General features: G+C 62.8%; 19 protein-coding genes and 1 tRNA gene. 4 read left to right on the forward strand and 16 right to left on the reverse strand.

Going from position 1 to position 19,985, the window contains the following annotated elements; all coding sequences use genetic code 11:
- Nucleotides 1-223, forward strand: a 223-nt coding sequence (locus ACQ4WP_RS20765) for an integrase core domain-containing protein (protein WP_436523939.1), incomplete at its 5' end; no start/stop codon positions are given.
- A gap of 49 nt (nt 224-272) precedes the next feature.
- Here the strand turns inward: ACQ4WP_RS20765 and ACQ4WP_RS20770 are convergent.
- The 7 genes from ACQ4WP_RS20770 to ybiB all read right to left on the reverse strand — a co-directional run bounded on the left by ACQ4WP_RS20770 (nt 273) and on the right by ybiB (nt 8,379).
- A tRNA-Ile gene (locus ACQ4WP_RS20770) sits at nt 273-351 on the reverse strand.
- Between the two features lie 108 nt (nt 352-459).
- On the reverse strand, nt 460-2,700 hold the full coding sequence (rpoD, locus tag ACQ4WP_RS20775) for an RNA polymerase sigma factor RpoD (protein WP_436523941.1): 2,241 nt from the start codon (nt 2,698-2,700) through the stop codon (nt 460-462).
- A gap of 464 nt (nt 2,701-3,164) precedes the next feature.
- On the reverse strand, nt 3,165-4,961 hold the full coding sequence (gene dnaG, locus ACQ4WP_RS20780) for a DNA primase (protein ID WP_436523943.1): 1,797 nt from the start codon (nt 4,959-4,961) through the stop codon (nt 3,165-3,167).
- Between the two features lie 130 nt (nt 4,962-5,091).
- On the reverse strand, nt 5,092-5,544 hold the full coding sequence (locus tag ACQ4WP_RS20785) for a GatB/YqeY domain-containing protein (RefSeq protein ID WP_436523945.1): 453 nt from the start codon (nt 5,542-5,544) through the stop codon (nt 5,092-5,094).
- A gap of 195 nt (nt 5,545-5,739) precedes the next feature.
- Entirely contained in the window at nt 5,740-5,952 is a 213-nt protein-coding gene (gene rpsU / locus ACQ4WP_RS20790; protein ID WP_008451879.1) for a 30S ribosomal protein S21, read from the reverse strand.
- Between the two features lie 163 nt (nt 5,953-6,115).
- Complete coding sequence (locus ACQ4WP_RS20795) at nt 6,116-7,330, reverse strand: BaiN/RdsA family NAD(P)/FAD-dependent oxidoreductase (RefSeq protein ID WP_436523947.1); 1,215 nt, start codon at nt 7,328-7,330, stop codon at nt 6,116-6,118.
- A gap of 56 nt (nt 7,331-7,386) precedes the next feature.
- Nucleotides 7,387-8,379: a DNA-binding protein YbiB gene (gene ybiB, locus ACQ4WP_RS20800; RefSeq protein ID WP_436523949.1), complete on the reverse strand. Its 993-nt coding sequence runs from the start codon at nt 8,377-8,379 to the stop codon at nt 7,387-7,389.
- A 158-nt stretch (nt 8,380-8,537) separates the two neighbouring features.
- Here ybiB and ACQ4WP_RS20805 point away from each other — a divergent pair, with 158 nt between their 5' ends.
- Together ACQ4WP_RS20805 and ACQ4WP_RS20810 are read left to right on the forward strand one after the other, a co-directional pair.
- Complete coding sequence (locus ACQ4WP_RS20805; RefSeq protein ID WP_436523951.1) at nt 8,538-9,215, forward strand: hypothetical protein; 678 nt, start codon at nt 8,538-8,540, stop codon at nt 9,213-9,215.
- 145 nt (nt 9,216-9,360) lie between these two features.
- Nucleotides 9,361-10,422 carry a 3-deoxy-7-phosphoheptulonate synthase gene (locus ACQ4WP_RS20810; RefSeq protein WP_353660118.1) on the forward strand — a complete coding sequence of 354 codons (1,062 nt, stop codon included), beginning with the start codon at nt 9,361-9,363 and terminating at the stop codon, nt 10,420-10,422.
- Nucleotides 10,423-10,478: 56 nt separating this feature from the next.
- On the opposite strand, the gene ACQ4WP_RS20815 is transcribed toward ACQ4WP_RS20810, so the two are convergent.
- Nucleotides 10,479-10,886 carry a nitrite reductase (NAD(P)H) small subunit gene (locus tag ACQ4WP_RS20815; protein WP_436523953.1) on the reverse strand — a complete coding sequence of 136 codons (408 nt, stop codon included), beginning with the start codon at nt 10,884-10,886 and terminating at the stop codon, nt 10,479-10,481.
- Nucleotides 10,887-11,096: 210 nt separating this feature from the next.
- Between ACQ4WP_RS20815 and tsaD the strand changes: the two genes are divergently transcribed.
- Nucleotides 11,097-12,137: a tRNA (adenosine(37)-N6)-threonylcarbamoyltransferase complex transferase subunit TsaD gene (gene tsaD, locus ACQ4WP_RS20820; RefSeq protein WP_436523955.1), complete on the forward strand. Its 1,041-nt coding sequence runs from the start codon at nt 11,097-11,099 to the stop codon at nt 12,135-12,137.
- A 60-nt stretch (nt 12,138-12,197) separates the two neighbouring features.
- Here tsaD and eutC read toward each other — a convergent pair whose 3' ends face one another.
- From eutC to ACQ4WP_RS20860, 8 genes are all read right to left on the reverse strand, one after another.
- A complete protein-coding gene (eutC, locus tag ACQ4WP_RS20825; protein ID WP_436523957.1) occupies nt 12,198-12,971 on the reverse strand; it encodes an ethanolamine ammonia-lyase subunit EutC in 774 nt (257 codons plus the stop codon).
- A 9-nt stretch (nt 12,972-12,980) separates the two neighbouring features.
- Nucleotides 12,981-14,369: an ethanolamine ammonia-lyase subunit EutB gene (locus ACQ4WP_RS20830; protein ID WP_436523959.1), complete on the reverse strand. Its 1,389-nt coding sequence runs from the start codon at nt 14,367-14,369 to the stop codon at nt 12,981-12,983.
- 44 nt (nt 14,370-14,413) lie between these two features.
- Entirely contained in the window at nt 14,414-15,877 is a 1,464-nt protein-coding gene (locus ACQ4WP_RS20835) for a TIGR01777 family oxidoreductase (protein ID WP_436523961.1), read from the reverse strand.
- The gene (locus ACQ4WP_RS20840; RefSeq protein WP_436523963.1) at nt 15,874-16,518 is read right to left on the reverse strand and encodes a DUF4166 domain-containing protein; all 645 of its coding nucleotides are present in this window, start codon (nt 16,516-16,518) and stop codon (nt 15,874-15,876) included. The genes ACQ4WP_RS20835 and ACQ4WP_RS20840 overlap by 4 nt, the downstream gene beginning before the upstream one ends.
- On the reverse strand, nt 16,515-17,069 hold the full coding sequence (locus ACQ4WP_RS20845) for a GbsR/MarR family transcriptional regulator (protein ID WP_436523965.1): 555 nt from the start codon (nt 17,067-17,069) through the stop codon (nt 16,515-16,517). The genes ACQ4WP_RS20840 and ACQ4WP_RS20845 overlap by 4 nt, the downstream gene beginning before the upstream one ends.
- A 67-nt stretch (nt 17,070-17,136) precedes the next feature.
- Complete coding sequence (locus tag ACQ4WP_RS20850) at nt 17,137-18,252, reverse strand: fatty acid desaturase family protein (protein WP_436523967.1); 1,116 nt, start codon at nt 18,250-18,252, stop codon at nt 17,137-17,139.
- Nucleotides 18,249-19,364 carry a sterol desaturase family protein gene (locus tag ACQ4WP_RS20855; RefSeq protein WP_436523969.1) on the reverse strand — a complete coding sequence of 372 codons (1,116 nt, stop codon included), beginning with the start codon at nt 19,362-19,364 and terminating at the stop codon, nt 18,249-18,251. The genes ACQ4WP_RS20850 and ACQ4WP_RS20855 overlap by 4 nt, the downstream gene beginning before the upstream one ends.
- Nucleotides 19,361-19,984 (reverse strand): phosphatase PAP2 family protein, encoded by a 624-nt coding sequence (locus ACQ4WP_RS20860; RefSeq protein ID WP_436523971.1) that lies wholly within the window; start codon nt 19,982-19,984, stop codon nt 19,361-19,363. Before ACQ4WP_RS20860 ends, ACQ4WP_RS20855 begins: the two co-directional genes overlap by 4 nt.
- Nucleotide 19,985: the final 1 nt, after the last annotated feature.

Raw genomic sequence — 19,985 nt, forward strand, 5'->3', positions numbered from 1 at the left:
TCACGGACTGATTTGCTCCATGACAGATGGCTACGACTGTTATCAGAATGCGCTGGCCGAACGTATCAACGGCATTCTGAAAGGCGAGTTCCTGCTGAATCGACCTGCAGACCTGAAGCAGGCGAGCAAAATGGTGGCGCAATCGGTGCGGATATACAACCAGGAACGGCCGCATACGGCCCTGCAATACAAAACGCCCGATGCGGTGCATCGGGCGTTCTAACAGCAATAAATACTGTCAACCTATTTTAGGACTGGACACTGCTAAATTCTGGTGGGCCTCCCGTGAGTCGAACACGGCACCAACGGATTATGAGTCCGCTGCTCTAACCAAGCATGAGCTAGAGGCCCGGGGACTGCGGCGTGGCGGCGCTGTTGATGCCCGCCTCGCGCGGCCGTTTTGGAAACGGACACGCGAGGATAGGGGTATCAGGGGCGTACGTCAAGCCCTATTGGCTTCTAGTTGCCTTCCAAGAAGCTTTTCAGCTTGTCGGAGCGCGATGGGTGGCGCAGCTTGCGCAGCGCCTTGGCTTCGATCTGGCGAATGCGCTCGCGCGTCACGTCAAATTGCTTGCCCACTTCTTCCAGCGTGTGGTCGGTGGACATCTCGATGCCGAAACGCATGCGCAGCACTTTTGCTTCGCGTGGCGTCAGGGAATCGAGCACGTCCTTGACCACGCCACGCATGGACGCGTGCAGGGCTGCGTCGGCGGGCGCCAGGGTGTTGTTGTCCTCGATGAAGTCGCCCAGGTGGGAATCGTCGTCGTCGCCGATCGGCGTTTCCATCGAAATCGGTTCCTTGGCGATTTTCATGATCTTGCGGATCTTGTCCTCGGGCATTTCCATCTTGATCGCCAGGGTGGCCGGATCGGGTTCCGCGCCCGTTTCCTGCAGGATCTGGCGCGAGATCCGGTTCATCTTGTTGATCGTCTCGATCATGTGCACGGGAATGCGGATCGTGCGCGCCTGGTCGGCGATCGAGCGCGTGATGGCCTGGCGGATCCACCAGGTGGCATAGGTCGAGAACTTGTAGCCACGGCGGTACTCGAACTTGTCGACGGCCTTCATCAGGCCGATATTGCCTTCCTGGATCAAATCGAGGAATTGCAGGCCCCGGTTCGTGTATTTCTTGGCGATCGAAATGACCAGGCGCAAGTTGGCCTCCGTCATTTCACGCTTGGCCTTGCGCGCCTTCATTTCACCGGCCGCCATCTGGCGGTTGATGTTGCGCAAGTCCGGCAGCGGCAGCACGACGCGCGCCTGCAAGTCGATCAGGCGCTGCTGCAGTTCCTTGACGGTCGGAATGTTGCGGCCCAGGATGGCGCTGTACGCGTGTCCTGCGTTGACTTCGCCATCGACCCAGTCGAGGTTGGTTTCATTGCCCGGGAAGACCTTGATGAAGTGGGCGCGCGGCATGCCGCAGCGGTTCACGGCCACGTCGAGAATCTGCTTCTCGATATGGCGCACTTCATCGACCTGGCCGCGCAGGGTGTCGCACAGCTTTTCCACCACCTTGGCCGTGAAGCGGATGCCCAGCAACTCTTGCGAAATGGCTTCCTGCGCCTTGGCGTAGGGCTTGGAGTTGTAGCCTTCTTTTTCGAAGGCGCGGCGCATCTTGTCGAACTGCTGCGAAATGATGGCAAATTTTTCCAGCGCCGTGCGCTTCAGGGTTTCCAGTTGCTCGGCCGAGAAACCGGCGGCGCCGGAAGCGTTCGCCTCTTCCTCTTCTTCGACTTCCTCTTCTTCCGCTTCGCCTTCTTCCTCGTCTTCTTCGACGGGAGCGGCCACGACAGGAGCGGCGGCGACCGGTTCGCTTTCATCGACGAGGCCGTCGACGATTTCATCGATCTTGATCTCTTCGTTGGCGATGCGGTCGGCGGCGGCGATGATCTCGGCGATCGTCACGGGACAGGCCGAAATGGCCTGGATCATGTCTTTCAAGCCATCTTCGATGCGCTTGGCAATCTCGATCTCGCCTTCGCGCGTCAGCAGCTCGACCGAGCCCATTTCGCGCATGTACATGCGCACGGGATCAGTGGTGCGGCCAAAGTCGGAGTCGACGGTCGACAATGCGGCCTCGGCCGCCGCTTCCGCCTCGTCATCGCTGGTGACGACGGCAACGTTATCGGACAGCAACAACGTTTCCGCATCGGGCGCGTGCTCGTAGACGGCGATACCCATGTCATTAAAGGTACCGATGATGCCTTCGATAGCTTCCGGGTCGACGATGTTTTCAGGCAAGTGATCGTTGATTTCCGCGTAGGTCAGGAAACCGCGTTCCTTGCCAAACTTGATCAGGGTCTTGAGTTTCTGGCGCCGGCGCTCAAGCTCTTCCTCGCTCGCTTCCGTGTCGGACGAGAAGGCGTCCTTCAACAGCGCGCGCTCCTTCGCCTTGCGATCCTTGGCCTTGGCCTTGTCGACGGCCTTCAGTTCGGCCCGCTCAACGGCGTTCAGGGCGGCGACTTCATCATTTTCTGGCTGGAATTCTTTTGGTTTGCGGCCGCGGCGGCCCGGCACTTTTACCGACGGCAAGACATACCCGGACGTATCGATGGCCGCCAGGGTGGCAGCATCGGTAGTCTGGCTGACCACGGGCGCGCTGGTCACGCGCGCTTCTGGCCGGTCGAGCGCCTTTTCGGCTTTCGTGGTAACTTTAGTGGGCTTTGCAGCCGCTTTGGATTCGGGTTTCTTGATTGGCACAGGCGCTTTCGATTACACAACGACTTGCTTTACGGTGGATTAGGATAAAGTTTGCTGCCAGTTCCCTGTCTACCTGCGGGAACCACCATCTTCGAACCTGCCGACAACGCAAATTCGACACTGTTACGTTACTTACACCTCATCGGCCACGATCCGCGGGAAGCGCAGCAATTCCTGTCCACCAGCTGTTGCCAGCCGCCTCGGCAGAAATTCCTGCATCGACCGCGTTGGGAGCGAGAGCCTGGCGCGGCTTGCCAGCGTCTGCGAGCCTTGCCCGCAACGCCGCAAACGCCAGTTGGCCCTGGCTGCCGACACGATCCACCGCGCCGATCAAGAGCCTAACTTATTGAAAACAAATACTATTTACGAAACAGAACTAGCTTGCCAAAGCACACAATACTTAGCATTTAATTATAGCACGCGAAAAATGTTTTTCCAGTGCGCGCCATATCCTCAGGACAAGGTTATCGATTCACTAACTCGGCATCGCGTTCGCGCTCCAACTCGCCTTGCTCCTGCATGATTTCGCGGTAGCGTACACCAATTTTCTCGGATGGCAAACCCGACGCAAACAATTGCTGCAATTCCGCCTTCAAGGCATTCAATTTGATCTCGCGGATGGTGCTGACCAGCCATGACAATTCGCTGTCGTAATCGGATTCCGTGCCGGCCGCGATCTCGCCGATGATCTCGTCGTATTCGCTGCCCAGCTCCTTCAATTGCTGCGCCAGCGCGGCAAAACTGCCGTGTTCGCCCAGCGCCTGTCCCACGGCCACCAGCTGCCCCAGGCTGTGGGCTGCATCCGGTCCCAGGTGCTGGAAAGCGGTCAGAGCAGCCTCGTCGATACGCATGGTCAGGGGCGGATGCGCCACCAGCATGCGCATGATCTTCAATTCCAGGCCCACGGGCACGGGGCGGCCCGATTTCGGCGGCGCGCGACGCGCCACGGCAACCGGCTTGGCCAGCTCGAACAGGGCTTCGATCTCGGCCGGCGTGGACTGCGTCAGCTGCGCCAGGCCACGCACGATTTGCAGACGCAAGGACGACGGCGCCATCAGCTGCAGCAGGGGCTTGGCGTCGAACTGCACGCGGGCACGCCCTTCCGGCTCGGACAGATCATGCTCGCCCGACACTTCTTTCAGCAAAAATTGCGACAGCGGCATGGCTTCATGCACCTGCTGCTCAAAACCTTCGGTGCCGAATTCGCGGATATAACTGTCCGGATCATGTTCCGACGGCAAGAACAGGAATTTGATGGTTTTATTGTCCGTCACGTGGGCCAGGCTCGCTTCGAGCGCGCGGCGCGCGGCGCGGCGGCCTGCCTTGTCGCCGTCGAAGCTGAAAATCACGTTATCGGTCTGGCGCAGCAGTTTTTGCACGTGGGTGGGCGTGCACGCCGTGCCCAAAGTCGCTACCGCTTGCGGGAAACCCATTTGCGCCAGCGCCACCACGTCCATGTAACCTTCCGTCACCAGCACATAGCCAGCGTCGCGGATGGCCTGGCGCGCCTCGAACAGCCCATATAGTTCGAATCCCTTGGAAAACAAGGGGGTTTCCGGCGAGTTCAGGTATTTCGGTTCGCCATGGTCAAGCACGCGGCCGCCAAAGGCGATGACCTGACCCTTGGTATTGCGAATTGGAAACATTATGCGCTCGCGGAAACGGTCGTAGCGCTTGCGGTTATTACCCTCTTCATCGACCTTGTCGATTACCAGGCCGGCCTCGGCCAGGGCCACCACGTCGTAGTCGGGGAAGACGGAGCGCAAATTGTCCCAGCCACCGGGTGCGAAACCCATGCCGAAGCGAGCGGCCACTTCGCCTGTCAAGCCTCGGTTCTTCAGGTAGGCGATGGCTTCCGGCGCGTGGCGCAATTGCCCCCGGTAATAATCGCACGCCTGCGTCATGGCGTCGGACAGGGCCATGCTTTGCGCCTGGATTTGCGCGCGCTGAGCTGGCGGGATCTTGTCGTCCGCTTCCGGCACCACCATGCCCACGTTCTGCGCCAAGTCCTTGACGGCATCGACAAATCCCATGCCCGAATACTCGATCAGGAAGCCGATCGAGGTGCCATGCGCGCCACAGCCGAAGCAGTGATAGAACTGCTTGGTGGGGCTGACGGTAAAGCTGGGCGATTTTTCACTGTGGAACGGACACAGGCCCATGAAATTGGCGCCACCTTTTTTCAGTTGCACATAGCGGCCCACGACATCGACGATATCGACGCGGTTGAGCAAATCGGAAATGAAGGATTGAGGTATCACTGGCTAGGGCGGGTCTTGTTATAGGTCAGACTATACTACCGCACGTGGCCTGAGGTTGAGCCAGGTCAACGTGTGGGCTGTTAACAGGCTGCCAGCGCGACGACTGGCAGCCCTTGCTACTATTGAATGCTTACGCTGCCGGCGTCAAGGCTTTCTTGACCAGCGCGGACACCACGGTCATGTCGGCGCGGCCCGCCAGCTCCGGCTTGACGATGGCCATGACCTTGCCCATGTCTTGCGGACCGGCGGCGCCCGAGGCGGCCACGGCGGCAGCCACTTCGGCCGCCACTTCTTCATCCGACAGGCCGGCAGGCATGTAGCCGGCCAGGTGCACCAGCTCGGCTTTTTCAATGTCGGCCAGGTCGGCACGGCCACCGGCTTCGAACTGGGTGATCGAATCCTTGCGCTGCTTGATCATCTTTTCCACGATGGCCGTCACGTGGGCATCCGTCAATTCGATGCGCTCGTCGACTTCCTTGCGCTTGATTTCCGCCAGCAACAGGCGAATCGTGCCCAGCTTGCCCGCTTCCTTGGCGCGCATGGCGTTTTTCATGTCTTCGGTAATTTGTTCTTTCAAGCTCATGGCAATCCTCGTGTTGGTAAGTGGGGCTCGGTGCTCGTGTGCGCAGACTAAGCAGGCAGCCACAAAAGCGAAAACCCGCTGCGGCGAACCGGAGCGGGTATGCGACTCATCTGAAGTATCACTCCAGGCGAATCAAAACAAAACCCGTGGCGAACAATGCGCCGAACTACCCGGGTTGGTTCTGACTGAACAGTCTTAGAATAATTTTTTCGGCAGTTGTTGGCTGCGGATGCGTTTGTAATGACGCTTTACAGCAGCTGCCAGCTTGCGCTTGCGCTCAGCTGTTGGCTTTTCGTAGAATTCGCGTGCGCGCAATTCGGTCAGCAGACCCGTTTTTTCGATGGTGCGTTTGAAGCGACGCATTGCGACTTCGAACGGCTCGTTTTCTTTAAGGCGAATAGTGGTCATGTAAAATTCAAACCGTTGAGGTGGTGTATAGGAAGAGATAGATAGTAGCAGCTTTTATTCGGAAAGGGAAGCCCCTCCCCCACTTGCGTGCGGCATGCAGCCTGCGATCACTGCCGGAATGTGGCGTAAACCACGCACCGGGAACCCCATATTACAGAGTAGCTTACTGCAAGGCAATACCTGCCGCCACGCCGGAAGCCCAGGCCCACTGGAAGTTGTAGCCGCCCAGCCAGCCCGTCACGTCGACCGCTTCGCCGATGAAATACAGGCCCGGCACTTTATTCGCCATCATGGTCTGCTGCGACAGTTCGTGCGTATCGATGCCGCCGCGCGTCACTTCAGCCTTGCGGTAGCCTTCGGAACCGTTCGGCACGATGGACCAGGCATTGATGGCTTGCCCCAGCTTGCGCAGCTGGGCGTCCGGCATGTCAGCGATACGCGCGTCCGGCGCCAGGCCGTTGACGGCCAGCAGGCAGTCAGCCAGGCGCTGCGGCAACCATTGCGCGACGATATTGCCCAGCTGCTTCTTCAGAGTGCCCTTGCCTTCGATGAGGGTTTGCGCCACGTCCACTTCCGGCAACAAGTTGATGACGATGGGCGTGCCCGGCAGCCAGTAGCTGGAAATTTGCAGGATCGCCGGGCCCGACAGGCCGCGGTGCGTGAACAGCAAATCTTCGCGGAAACGCGCGCCTGTTGCCTTGCGGCCTTTCAGGCTGCCCGTCTCCACATCGACTTCCAGCGCGATGCCGGACAGTTCCGCGAATGGCGCCCAGCTGGCCGCATCGAACGTCAGCGGCACCAGGGCCGGACGCAGTTCGACCATCGCCAGGTCGAATTGCCTGGCGATGCGGTAGGCAAAATCCGTGGCGCCGATCTTCGGGATCGACAGGCCGCCCGTGGCGATGACGATGCTGGCCGTCTCAATGTCGCCGCCATCCGTCTGCAGCACGAAGCCGCCATCATCTTGCTGGACAACATTGTCGATCTTGCACGGCATACGCCAGTGCACGCCGCCAGCGGCGCACTCGTCCTTGAGCATGTCGATGATCAGCTCGGCCGATTCGTTGCAAAACAGCTGGCCTTTGTGCTTCTCGTGGTAACCGATCCGGTATTTTTTCACCAGCGCAAGGAAATCCTGCGGCGTGTAGCGCGACAGCGCGCTCTTGCAGAAATGTGGGTTTTCCGAGAGGAAATTTTGTGGGGTGGCGTTAATATTGGTGAAATTGCACCGTCCACCACCCGAGATGCGGATCTTTTCGGCCAGCTTGGCCGCGTGATCGATCAATACCACGCGCTTGCCTTGCTGGGCGGCAACAGCCGCACACATCATGCCGGCCGCGCCCGCGCCGATCACTGCCACATCAAATTGTTTTGCCATAAGAATTCCGCTCACCGCTGATTACAAAGACGCCATTGTAAACTGCGGCGACGCGGCTAGCGCGGCCGTGCTGCAATCTGCCGTGATGCCATCAGGCATTGCTCCACCTGCTCGGCGATCGATGGCGGCACGGGCACCTCGCCGCGCAGCACGGCAGCGATCCATTCGGCCGTGGTGGCCGCATCGCGCTCGGCCGGCAAATGCGGCAACTCTTCCACCAGCAACTGTTTTTCCACCAGCACCGTACGCAGGGCGCCATGGAACCAGTCGATCTGCTGCGCCTTGTTGGCGTTGGCCACCGTCTCGCCTTCCGTGCCGCGCATCAGGAAAGCGTCGCCGCGTCCCGACGGAGATGCCGTCAGGAAATATTCACCGAGCATTTCCAGGTATTCCGGATGCGTGTACGACACCAGACGCAGGGCGGGTCCGGCAAACGGCTGCATGATTTTCACCAAGGTATGTGTGGAATTGCGCACCCCCAGCACGCGCCGCAGCGACAGCATGTGTGCCAGGCGCGGCGCCAGTGACGCTATCGGCAGGAAGGCAACTTCCCCGCGCGCCATGGCGGCCTCGGCTTGCGCATGGTCCAGCGAGGCCGGCACGCCCAGCGCGGCCAGCACTTCGGCCGTGGTGATGCGGCCCGGGTCGCTCGTCACGCCATGCACGAGCACGGGTGCGCCCGCGCGCGTCAGCAGCAGCGCCAGCAAAGCCGTCAGATTGGCCATCTTGCGCGCGCCGTTGTAGCTGGGAATGATGATCGGGGCAAATTCGCCGGCCGGCGCGGCCAGTGGGGCGAACGAGGCTTCGGCCGCGTCGAGGAAGCCGGCGATCTCGTCCACGGACTCGCCCTTGATGCGCATGGATAACAAAATGCCGCCCAGTTCCAGGTCAGACACGCGGCCCTCGAGCATGGCGCGGTACAGGGCACGAGCATCGTCACGCGTCATGCTGCGCGCGCCGTTCTTGCCGCGTCCTATTTCCTTGATGAAACGTGCAGCGGGAAATGGCTCACCGGCCACATCGGTATGGGGGATGGATACAGTCGTCATGGCGCCAGCTTACACGGATTTTTTCCCCTGCAGACGGGCTGATGGACGGCGTAGGCGCCAATGCAACAGTCTCTCAACATATTTCTTTGGGGAATGTGCAGCGCGACTGCATCCAGACGCGCCGCCGCTACGTATAAGACTGCACGGGAGGACTCATCATGGAACACGCGATCAAACAGGAAAGCGCCTTCGTCGGCATCGAAACGAGCAAGCTGCTGCTGAAAGCCGTGCTGCTCTCAGGTGGCGAAGTGCTGTGCAAGGTGCTGGAAAACGACGTGGCCGGCTACCGCTGGCTGCGCAGCTGGCTGCAAAGGAACGACGTCACCATCATGGGCTTGCGCGTCTGCATGCGCCTGGACGCACCGTATAGCGAGGTCGCCGCCCGCGTGCTGGCCGACATGGGCATGCTGGTCTGCGATGCACAGTCCGCGCAGCTGGAAGAATATATCCGCAGCCAGGGCTTGCCCAAGGATGCAGCGCACAGCGCCGCGGTGCTGGCCAACTACGGCCAGGACAGGCGCCCCGCGCGCTGGACGCCGCCCTCGCCCGCCTACGTGGAACTGCGGCTATGGCTGCGCCGCCTGCACGCCATGGAAGGCGTGCGCCAGCAGGAGTCGGCGCGCCTCGATGCATCTCTGCGGGCCGGCCAGCATGCGCTGCACGCCCTCGTGCGCCAGCAAATCGCCTGCCTGGACGCACAGATACGCCAGCACGAAAGCGCCATCCTCGAGCATGTGCGACGCCACCCCGGCCTGCCACGACCGCCTGAACTGGCCGGCAACTACCAGCGCATCGCCCGCTACACCTTTGGCGCCAGCCTGGCCGGCGGCCATTGAGTGCACAGGTGGGGGGGCGGCGTGCCGGCCCTGCCATAAAAACAACTCATGCATTCCCGTTTTGGCCCCATCCCCGCCGCTAGGCCGCATTTCCGCTACACTATTGCCTCTTAAAGAACGCAATAGCGAAAGCCGAGCCAGAATCATGAATACGCCAGACATCGAAAATATCAACGTCACCTCCTTCGCGCCCATGCCGACACCGGCCGAACTGCACGCCAAGCTGCCACTGTCGGAGAGCGCCTTCGACACCGTCAGCCGCGGCCGCGAAGCGCTGCGCAACATCATCGACCGCAAGGACCAGCGCCTGTTCGTCGTCGTCGGTCCGTGCTCCATCCACGACCCCGTCGCCGGCCTCGATTACGCGCGCCGCCTGAAGGCGCTGCAAGAGGAAGTCAAGGATACGATGCTGCTGGTGATGCGCGTGTATTTCGAAAAACCGCGTACCACCACGGGCTGGAAGGGTTATATCAACGACCCGTACATGGACGACTCGTTCAAGGTCAACGAAGGCATGGAAAAGGCGCGCCAGTTCCTGCTCGATGTGTGCGAACTGGGCCTGCCCACCGCCACCGAAGCGCTGGACCCGATCTCGCCGCAATACCTGGGCGACCTGATCGCCTGGACGGCCATCGGCGCGCGCACCACGGAATCGCAGACGCACCGCGAAATGTCGTCCGGCCTGTCGACGCCGGTGGGCTTCAAGAACGGCACCGATGGCGACATCAGCATTGCCGTGAACGCGATCCTGTCGTCGGCGCACCCGCACTCCTTCCTGGGTATTAACGCCGAAGGCAATGTGGCCATCGTGCGCACGCGCGGCAACGCGTACGGCCACGTGGTGCTGCGCGGCGGCGATGGCCGTCCGAACTACGATTCGGTCTCGATCGCTATCGCCGAACAGGCGCTGGCCAAGGCCAAGCTGCCGGCCAATCTGGTCGTCGACTGCTCGCACGCGAACAGCTACAAAAAGCCGGAACTGCAGCCGCTGGTGATGGCCGACGTGGTCAACCAGATTCGCCAGGGCAACCGCTCGCTGGTGGGCGTGATGATCGAATCGAACATCGTCAGCGGCAACCAGAAGATTCCGCAAGACCTGTCGCAACTGACCTACGGCTGCTCCGTCACCGACGGCTGCATCGACTGGGATACGACGGCCACCATGCTGCGCGATGCGCATGCGCACTTGTTAAGCCGCCCGGCGTAAGGCTCTCGCGGATACGAAAAACGGCGCCCTGTGCGCCGTTTTTGCTTCTCCCTTCATTATGCCATCTGCACATGCGGCAGCACGGCGAACGATCCCGCCAGCGCCTGTTCGGCCTTGCTGGCCGGGGTATTGAGTTCATTGACGTCCAGGTAGATACGCCCGTCCATGATGCGCACGGCGTACATACGCGCCATGCCCTGCACCGGCGCCACCAGGCGGCCCGAATCGAGCTCGATGATCCAGCTGTTCTTCGGCCCCATCAGGTTTTTCTCCATCAGTACTCCGTGCGCCAGCGGACCGCCCAGGCCGGGCACCGTGTCGAGCAGCGCGTACACCGCGTCATCCACCGTGCGAAACAGCGCCACGCCGGGCAAGTCCTGCCAGGCCAGGCCCCGCTGCACCATGCGCGCGCCGGCCAGCGGCATGTCCTTCAGGCGGCAAATCATTCTCCATTGTTCCGACATTGCTAGCTCCCTTGAGAAAGGCACACGCCTCTCTAAGCAAGAGCGGTGCCAGTGCCGACACAGGCGCAAAGCAGCCAGAATCGCGGGTACAACCGACCCGCGGCGCACTGCGCAAGTGCACACTGCCGCCGAAATGGTGCGCCGGCCGCACGGTGGAGTGCCCGGCTTTCCTTTACAATGGCGGATTACTCCTCCCTATTTAGCACCTTCATGATTGTTCTTGGCGTCGAATCCTCCTGTGACGAAACCGGCCTGGCCTTGTACGACACGCAACGCGGCCTGCTGTCGCACGCCCTCTACTCGCAAGTAGCCATGCACGAGCAATATGGCGGCGTGGTGCCGGAACTGGCGTCGCGCGACCATATCCGCCGCGCCATCCCGTTGCTGGAAGAAACCCTGGCCAAGGCCGGCATCACCCTGCCCGAGATCGACGCCATCGCCTACACGCAAGGCCCGGGCCTGGCCGGCGCGCTGCTGGTCGGTTCCTCCGTTGCCTGCAGCCTGGGCCTGGCCATCAACAAGCCGGTGCTCGGCATCCACCACCTGGAAGGCCATCTGCTGTCGCCGCTGCTGGCGTCCGAGCCGCCGGAATTCCCCTTCATCGCGCTGCTGGTGTCGGGCGGCCATACGCAGTTGATGCGCGTCGATGGCGTTGGCCAGTACACGATGCTGGGCGAAACGCTCGATGATGCGGCCGGCGAGGCGTTCGACAAGTCGGCCAAGCTGCTGGGCCTCGGTTATCCGGGCGGCCCCGCCATTTCGCGCCTGGCCGAATTCGGCGACCCGCTGGCGTATAAACTGCCACGCCCGATGCTGCACTCGAAGGATTTCAATTTCAGTTTCTCCGGCCTGAAGACCGCCGTGCTGACGGTGGTGAAGAACCATGAAGAAAAAGTCATCGCCAATATCTGCGAGCAGGACAAGGCGAATATCGCGCGCGGCTTCGTCGACGCCATCGTCGACGTGCTGACGGCCAAATGCGTGTCAGCCCTGAAGCACACGGGCTTGAAGCGCCTGGTGATCGCCGGCGGCGTGGGCGCCAACGCGCAGCTGCGCGCCTCGCTCAACGCGGCCGCCGCCAAGAAGCGTTTCAAGGTGTATTACCCGGAGCTGGAATTCTGTACCGATAACGGCGCCATGATCGCCTTTGCCGGCGCCATGCGCCTGCAAATCAACCCGAACGCTGCCAAGCACGATTATTCGTTCAATGTGCGCCCGCGCTGGCCGCTGGACGAAATCCGCGAAGTTTAATCGTTTGGGGACAGTCCCGCCGGGCCTGTCCCCTGCCGTTTGTCGTTTTTTCTCCAGCGCCTACTTCGCCAGCAAAAAATTCCGGCCCACCGCCACGCTACCCTCTTCCACCGTTTCATCCTTCAATGCCACGCCCGACAGCTGCCTGGTAAATGCCTGCGACAGCAGGTAGTGCAGCCGGTACGCCGCCTGCGCATACGCCAGCCCCTCGGGGCGCACGTTCGAAATGCAGTTGCGGCGCTCGTCCAGCAAGCCCACTTTTGGCGCCCATGTCAGGTACAGGCCCAGGCTATCCGGAGAACTCAGGCCGGGCCGCTCGCCGATCAGCACCAGCACAGCCTTCGCTTGCAGCAATTGCCCCACCTCGTCGCCGATGGCCACCCGCCCCTGCGCCACGATATGCAGCGGCGACAGCGTCCACGCTTCCAGCGCCAGCCGTTCGCGCAAGGCCGCCAGGAACGGCGCCGCGTGGCGCTGCACGGCCAGCGCCGACAGGCCATCGGCCGCCACCAGTGCCAGGTCGACTCCCGTAGCACCGACCTCCAGGCGCGCGTGCGAAGCGTCGTCGAGCCGGCGCCCCAGGTCGGGCCGCTGCAGGTAGACGGCGCGCGTGGCGGCGGCGCTGTGCAGCTGCACGCAGTCTTGCCCCTGCGCGGCCAAGGCGCGTGCCAGGGCCTCGCCGTCGAGCGCCAGGTGCACCGCGTCGCGCGCCTGTGCGTGGGCCAGCTGAAACGCCAGCTGTGCGCGGGTCGGCACGCTCACGCCGCTACGTCCCAGCGCGATGCGCGCCGCCGTATGCGCGCGCAGGGCCTGCCACGGCCTGGTTTCGTCCATGCTTCCTCCCTAGTCGCCCAGGCGCAGCAGGGCAGCCTGGAAGGCCGGTGCCAACACCGTGTTCAGGCGACCCAGCGCATCCGTGATCCGCATGCGCGCCAGCCAGGCTGCGAATTCTGGCGCGGGACGCAAGCCCAGCACGCGGCGCGCGTACAGGGCGTCGTGGAACGAGGTACTCTGGTAGCCAAGCATAATGTCGTCCGCGCCCGGCACGCCCATGATGAAATTACAGCCGGCCACGCCCAGCATGGTCAGCAAGGCGTCCATGTCGTCTTGGTCCGCCTCCGCATGGTTGGTGTAGCACACGTCGCAGCCCATGGGCAGCCCCAGCAGCTTGGCACAGAAATGGTCTTCCAGCCCCGCGCGCATGATCTGCTTGCCATCGTACAGATATTCAGGGCCGATGAAACCCACCACCGAATTGACCAGAAGCGGTTGATACGCGCGCGCCACCGCATAGGAGCGCGCCTCGCACGTTTGCTGGTCCATGCCATGGTGCGCGCCGGCCGACAGGGCGCTGCCCTGCCCCGTCTCGAAATACATGACGTTGTTGCCCACCGTGCCGCGCCCCAGCGACAGGGCCGCCGCCTGCCCCTCGGCCAGCAGCGACAAGTCGATGCCAAAGCTGCGGTTGGCCGCCTGCGTGCCCGCCACCGACTGGAACACCAGGTCGACGGGCGCGCCGCGGCGTATCGCTTCCAGGGTATTCGTAATGTGCGTGAGCACGCAGGACTGGGTGGGAATCTGGTACTGGCCAATGACGGCGTCGAGCAGGTGCAGCAGCGAGACCACTTGCGCCACATTGTCGGTGGCGGGATTGATGCCGATCACGGCGTCGCCGCTGCCCAGCATCAGCCCATCGAGGATGGAGGCGGCGATGCCGGTGGCGTCGTCCGTCGGGTGGTTCGGCTGCAACCGCGTGGATAAACGGCTCTCCAGGCCCAGGGTATTGCGAAAGGCCGTGACGACCTTGCACTTGCGGGCCACCAGCACCAGGTCCTGCAAGCGCATCAGTTTCGACACGGCCGCCGCCATTTCCGGCGTGATGCCAGCGGCGACGCGGGCCAGCGTTTGCGTATCCGTTGCGTCATCAAGCAGCCAGTCACGGAAATCGCCCACACACAGGTGCGCGATGGGGGAAAACGCGGCGCGCTCGTGGCTATCGATGATCAGACGCGTGACTTCATCGTCTTCGTACGGCACCAGCGCCTCGTTGAGGAACAGCGATAGCGGCACGTCCGCCAGCGCCAGCTGCGCCGCCACCCGTTCCTGCGCGCTGGCGGCCGCCACGCCCGCCAGCACATCGCCCGAACGCAGCGGCGTGGCCTTCGCCAGCAGCTCTTTCAGGCTGGTGTAGGCATAGGTATGGCTGTCTATCGTATGGCTGAAGCGGGGCATAGATTGTGCTCCAATGCATCTCCAATGCCCCATTCTACGCCAGGCTACAGGCTGCGCAGCGCGCCTTCCAGCTGCGGATGGCGGAAAACAAAATCGTCGGCCAGCATCCGGCGCGGGGCGACCCGCTGGCCTTCCAGCAGCAAGTCGGCTTGCTCGCCCAGCAAGGCGCGCATGACGAAGGCTGGCGTGGGCATGATGCTGGGGCGGTGCAGCACCGCGCCCGCCACCTGGGCGAAACGGCGCTGCTCGATGGCTTCCGGCGCGCAGAAGTTATACGCGCCGCTCACCGCACCTTCTTCGCTGCGGCGCGCCAAATGGGCCATGCCGCGTATCACGTCGCGCACATGCACCCACGTGACCCACTGCTTGCCGCTGCCCAGCGGGCCGCCCGCGCCGAAGCGTATCGGCAGCAGCATCTGCGGCAGCGAACCCTGGTGGCCGAACACGAGGCCAAAGCGCATGCAGCCCACCTGCACCCCATATTGCTGCGCCTGGCGCGCGGCCACTTCCCACTCCTGGCACAGCTGCGACATGAAGATGGCTTGCGGCGCGCTGTCTTCATCGAGCTGCGTCGTGTCGCCCCGCGGCTGCACGCCGTAGTAGCCGATGGCCGACGCCGACAGCAGCACGCGCGGCTTGTGCTGCGCGCGGGCGATCCACGCCACCAGTTCCTGCGTCAGCGCGACGCGGCTGCGGCGCAAGGCGGCTTTGCGCGCTGGCGTCCAGCGCTTCCCGACGATGCGCGCGCCGGCCAGATTCACGACCATGTCGATGCGTTGCGCATCCGATAATTCGTCCAGCGCCGCGATGCAGCGCACCTGGCCATCGAACGTCCACGCGGCCTGTTTCGGCTGGCGCGTCAGCACCGTCACCGCATGGCCATCGGCCAGCAAGGCGGCCACCAGTTGCTGGCCGATGAAACCCGTGGCGCCCGTCACCAGCACGGTTTGCGGCGTGGCGGCAAAGCTCAGGTGCTCCTCTTGCTCTGCCTTCTCCTGCACCTTGCGCCGGCCCAGCTGCCACACGGCATACGCGTCGCGCAGGCCGGACAGGCCCACGCCCACGCCGCACAGCGCGAGGAAGACGCTGAGCCAGCCATACGGCTGCCACACGAGGGCCGTCGGCAGGTTCGCCCACTCGCTGCTGTTCAGAGCCAGCAGGGCGATGAAGGCGCCTGCATTGATCGCCAGCACCGTGTGCGTGACCCGCTCCGTGGCGGGCAAGAGGCGGGTCTGGTCTTCCACCACGAAATCCCACAGGGTCAGCACGATTTCCACGCCAAAGACGATCACCAGTACCCAGGCCCAGGCGCCATGCCATTCCCATGCCGCCAGGCCGACGAACAGCAGGCTGTAGATCAGGGCGCGGGTCGCGTGGATGGTCAATTCCAGGCGCGCCGAGGCCTTTTGTGGCAGCGCCTCCGTGATTTCATGGTGGTAGATGGTGTCGAAGGCGCCCAGGCAGCCTTGCGCCGCCATCAGTTGCAGGGCCAGCAAATGTGTATTCATGGTGTCTCCTTGTGATGCTCCGGTGCAGCGGATTCGCGGAACACGCCCACTTGCGTAAACGTGGTGCCGAACAGGGCGTGGCGGATCTCGATGCGGATGTTGAACTGCTGCGGCGTCTCATTGCGGTGGCACAGATAGGTCTTGCCGGGCGTGAGCACGCCGAGAAGTGGCATCCGCCAGCCGAAAAGATCCCAAAAATAACCGTCGCTGGTGAAGTGCAGGTTGCCATCCTCGACATGGAGCAGCAGCTTCATGCCCAGGCCCATGCCCACGTATTCGAGTACTTCGCCCTTCTCGCTTTCGGCCATGTAGGACGTGAAGCGGATCGGCGCGCGGCCGTGCAGGCGGTAGGTGCGCTGCTTGAAAATGTAGACGCAGCCGGGGCGCGAATAGACTTCGATATCCACGGGGAAGTCGTGATCGTCATACGGAATCAAGGCGCCGCCGATGAAGGGGCGCGTGAGCCATCCCAGTACCTTGCCCAGGCACGAACTGGTGAGTTCACTGAGTTCGCCCCGGTAGTACAGGGGCTGGCCCGGCGCGGGATTTTTTTCGAAGCGGCGGCGGATGTCCGGGTGCAGGGTGAGCCATTTCTCGCCCATCACCTTCTTGAACAGTTCCCCTTCGGACGGGCCGTTCATGATTTTCCGCGCTTGCCTGGTTTTTCTTCCGGGCTGAGGAACTTGGCCACCTTGCCGCCCATGGACAGCATGCGCTGCAGGGTCGCCGGCGGCAGGTTCTTGTAGTCGCTGTAGGTGCTGCTGAGCATTTCCAGGAAGGCCAGCACTTCGCCCATGCGCGCCAGTGTTTCTGGTGGAATCGCCGTATCGTGCTCGCCCTCGATGGCGCATTCGCGCAGCACCGTCAGGGTGGGGTCAATCTCGCGCCGCTTGCGCTCTTCCATGATGACCCTGAAGATTTCCCACACATCCTGCAGGGCGACGAAGTGGTCGCGCCGGTCCCCCATCACGTGCGTGATGCGCGCCAGGCCCCAGCTTTGCAATTCCTTCAGGCTGTTGCTGACATTCGAGCGGGCCACGTTCAGGCTGGCCGCGATGTCTTCCGCCGTCAGTGGTTCGTTGGCCAGGAACAGCAGCGCGTGAATTTGCGCCACCGTGCGGTTGACGCCCCAGCGGGTGCCCATCTCGCCCCAGTGCAAAATATATTTTTGCGTAGTTGGACTCAGTTCCATGATTTTCTCTTATTTCTGTTATTACAGAAATGTAAGGCAGAACAGAAACCGAGTCAAGCACGATTCGTCAGGACTTTGCGGGTGGCCGGCCCATGGCACGCAGGAAGCGCTGCTGCGAGGCGTGCAGCTGGCCATAGCCCAGTTCGCGGTACACGAGGCCGTGGCGCGGCGCGAGTTCAGCCACGATGCGCGCCAACGCCGGGTAGTGGCGGTGGTTCCAGGTGGGGAACAAATGGTGCGTCAGATGCAGATTCAAGCCGCCCAGCCAGTAACCGAGCCAGCGCAGGCGGCGCGGTTTCGGCGTCCAGTCGCAAGCCGTATAAAACGTGTGCTGGTACCAGTCGTGCGGCAGGGTACCGTCTTGCCCCGGCTGGAAAAACTCCACTTCAGCCCAGTGCGTGCCGAGGATCAGCGCCACCAGTGCGCACGAGGCGATCATCTGGCCCACGAAATACGCGCCCAGCACCACGCCCCAGCCCGGGCCATGCTGCTGCAGCACCCACATGGGCAGCGCCAGCACCAGCGCCACGTGACCCAGTTTCCAGCCCAGGAAAGACAGCCAGCCGCGCCAGCCCTGCAGGCGACTGTGCGCGGCCACGGGCGTCTTGCCGAAGCGGTCCAGCCAGTCGCCATACCAGTTCAAATAAGGCAGCGACAGGGCCGCCACCACGGGCCAGTACAGGTATTGATAGCGGTACTGGGGTGACCAGCGTTGGTACGGTGTCTGGCGCAGGAAGGGATTCGGTTCCGTGTCGAGGTCATAGCCCTCCACGTTGGCATACGTGTGATGAAAATGCACGTGGCGGATGGTCCAGAAATCCGTGTCCACGCCCACGGGCAAGCCCACCAGGCGGATCAGGATGCGGTTCAGGCGTCCCTGGCGGAAGACGGCGCTGTGGGCCGCGTCGTGCAGGGTATTCATGGCCAGCGCCATGGCCGTCACCAGGCAAGCGACATAGCTGCCGACAAAGGCCAAGGTGCTGTCGGCGTTCAAGGCCAGCGCATACAGCCCCACCGTCAGCGTGGTCAGGAAGACGGTTTTCGCATGCAGCCGCGCGTCGCCAAAGCGGTGTTTTCCTTCGTCCGCCAGGTAGGCGTCGGCGCGCGCGCGCAGTTCGCGGCGGAAGGCGGAATCGCGCGCGGGCTGGAAGCGCAGCGGCGGCAAAGGAGGTACAGGCGTCACGCGCGCGTCCCCGCCGCGGCCGGCCACCACAGGCGGCGTGCGCCGTCCAGGCCATGCGCCAGCAGCGCGGCCAGGAAGACCATGCCCCAGGCGTCGCGCGCGCCATACCAGCCCAGGAACAGCAGCGGCAAGGCCACGGCGATGGCGACCCAGGCGATGGCGCCCCAGCGGCGCGCATCCGACAGGCCGCCCATCGCCAGGGTGCCGCCAAAGATCAGCGCGAACAGGATGGCCTGCTGCGCGCCCGCCAGCGCCGCTTCATGGTTGACGTAATAGATCACCAGGCCAAACAGGATCACGCCGCCGCTGCCGATGAACAGTTCGGGCACCTCGAAAGTGCCGCACGATTGCCAGTGGGGGAAGCGCGCGCGCAGCCATTTGAACAGCTTTCCGTTACTGGCCAACAGGGGGTTGTGCGTGGGTGTCATGCCCTTCACGCCATAGCGCATTTCCACGCCCTGGAGTTCGGGCTGGAAGCTGCCGAACAGCCTGTCCCACAGCAGTAGGGTGCCACCGAAATTGCGGTTGATGTAGCGCTTGTCGGTACCGTGGTGTACGCGGTGGTGCGAGGGCGTGACCATGAATTTGTCGAGGATGCCGGACTTGTTCACCAGCGCATTGTGGTTATAGAACTGCACCGTGTAATGCAGGGACGAGACGACGAGGAAGATTTCCAGCGGCACGCCCAGCACGGCCAGGATGGCGATGAAGGGGAAATTCGTCAGCGACGAATACCAGGAATTGCGCACGCCCAGCGACAGGTTGAAATGCTCGCCCTGGTGGTGCACCACGTGCACGGCCCACAGCAAGGGGATTTTATGGTGCAGCCGGTGCATCCAGTAAAAGCACAGGTCCCAGGCAAAAAAAGCGAACACCCATTGCGCGGCCACCGGCCACCGGTCGACGATGTGCAGGTTCACATGGCGCAGCAGCAGGGCGAAGGCCGCCACTTCCACGCCGCGGAAGACCCACATCAGGATGTGGCCGGAATTGAGGTTGAAGATGACGTCCTTCCACGGCACAGGCGTCTTGCGCACCCATTTCAGGATCAGCAGTTCGGCCAGCACGAAGGACAGCATGACAAGAAAAGACAGGGCAAAGGGATTCATCATGATGCGGTTTCAGTAGAAATGGCGCGCCGGGCAGCCCAGAATACCTGCATTTTCGCCAGCATGCCGCCAGCCACGCCCACGGCCAGGCCGGCGGCCAGGTCGATGCTCACATGCCGGCGCAAGGCGATGATGGCGTAGCAGATGGCCACGCCCAACACCACGGCCAGCGCGGAGCGCAGCAGGTGGCGTTTGTCGCACAAGGCCCACACGCACAACAAAGTCAGGGCGCCATGCAGCGATGGCAGGCAGTTTTGCGCGGAGTCCGCCGCCTGCAGCATGCGCAGCGCCTGCGTGCTCCAGGCACTGCCGTCACCCACGGGCGGATACGCGAGGGTGGTCGGGTACAGCAGGAAGACCACGCCGCAAGCCAGCGCGGAAAGCGCCATGGCGCGCGCCAGCCAGCGCACGCGGGCCGCATCGGCCACCAGATAGGCGTACGGGATCAGGATGAAGAAGGACAGGTACAGCCAGATGGCGGCGTCACTGTAGGCAATAGCGCGGTCGATGCCCGTTTCAGGCAAGAGTACCCCCTGCCCTTGCAGCAGGTCGCTGGAAAAATACACGAGGCCGACGCTGCCCCAGCCGGCCAGCAGGTGCAGCAGGCGGCTGCGTACAGTCATG

The sequence above is a fragment of the Janthinobacterium lyxosi genome (assembly GCF_051380665.1).
GTDB lineage: Bacteria > Pseudomonadota > Gammaproteobacteria > Burkholderiales > Burkholderiaceae_D > Janthinobacterium.

Bases quoted from the DNA above. Each gene is read 5' to 3' on its own strand.
- ACQ4WP_RS20785 (WP_436523945.1), bottom strand. From the start codon at position 5,544: ATGAGCTTGAAAGAACAAATTACCGAAGACATGAAAAACGCCATGCGC.
- rpsU (WP_008451879.1), bottom strand. From the start codon at position 5,952: ATGACCACTATTCGCCTTAAAGAAAACGAGCCGTTCGAAGTCGCAATG.
- ACQ4WP_RS20795 (WP_436523947.1), bottom strand. From the start codon at position 7,330: ATGGCAAAACAATTTGATGTGGCAGTGATCGGCGCGGGCGCGGCCGGC.
- ybiB (WP_436523949.1), bottom strand. From the start codon at position 8,379: ATGACGACTGTATCCATCCCCCATACCGATGTGGCCGGTGAGCCATTT.
- ACQ4WP_RS20805 (WP_436523951.1), top strand. From the start codon at position 8,538: ATGGAACACGCGATCAAACAGGAAAGCGCCTTCGTCGGCATCGAAACG.
- ACQ4WP_RS20810 (WP_353660118.1), top strand. From the start codon at position 9,361: ATGAATACGCCAGACATCGAAAATATCAACGTCACCTCCTTCGCGCCC.
- ACQ4WP_RS20815 (WP_436523953.1), bottom strand. From the start codon at position 10,886: ATGTCGGAACAATGGAGAATGATTTGCCGCCTGAAGGACATGCCGCTG.
- tsaD (WP_436523955.1), top strand. From the start codon at position 11,097: ATGATTGTTCTTGGCGTCGAATCCTCCTGTGACGAAACCGGCCTGGCC.
- eutC (WP_436523957.1), bottom strand. From the start codon at position 12,971: ATGGACGAAACCAGGCCGTGGCAGGCCCTGCGCGCGCATACGGCGGCG.
- ACQ4WP_RS20830 (WP_436523959.1), bottom strand. From the start codon at position 14,369: ATGCCCCGCTTCAGCCATACGATAGACAGCCATACCTATGCCTACACC.
- ACQ4WP_RS20835 (WP_436523961.1), bottom strand. From the start codon at position 15,877: ATGAATACACATTTGCTGGCCCTGCAACTGATGGCGGCGCAAGGCTGC.
- ACQ4WP_RS20840 (WP_436523963.1), bottom strand. From the start codon at position 16,518: ATGAACGGCCCGTCCGAAGGGGAACTGTTCAAGAAGGTGATGGGCGAG.
- ACQ4WP_RS20845 (WP_436523965.1), bottom strand. From the start codon at position 17,069: ATGGAACTGAGTCCAACTACGCAAAAATATATTTTGCACTGGGGCGAG.
- ACQ4WP_RS20855 (WP_436523969.1), bottom strand. From the start codon at position 19,364: ATGATGAATCCCTTTGCCCTGTCTTTTCTTGTCATGCTGTCCTTCGTG.
- ACQ4WP_RS20860 (WP_436523971.1), bottom strand. From the start codon at position 19,984: ATGACTGTACGCAGCCGCCTGCTGCACCTGCTGGCCGGCTGGGGCAGC.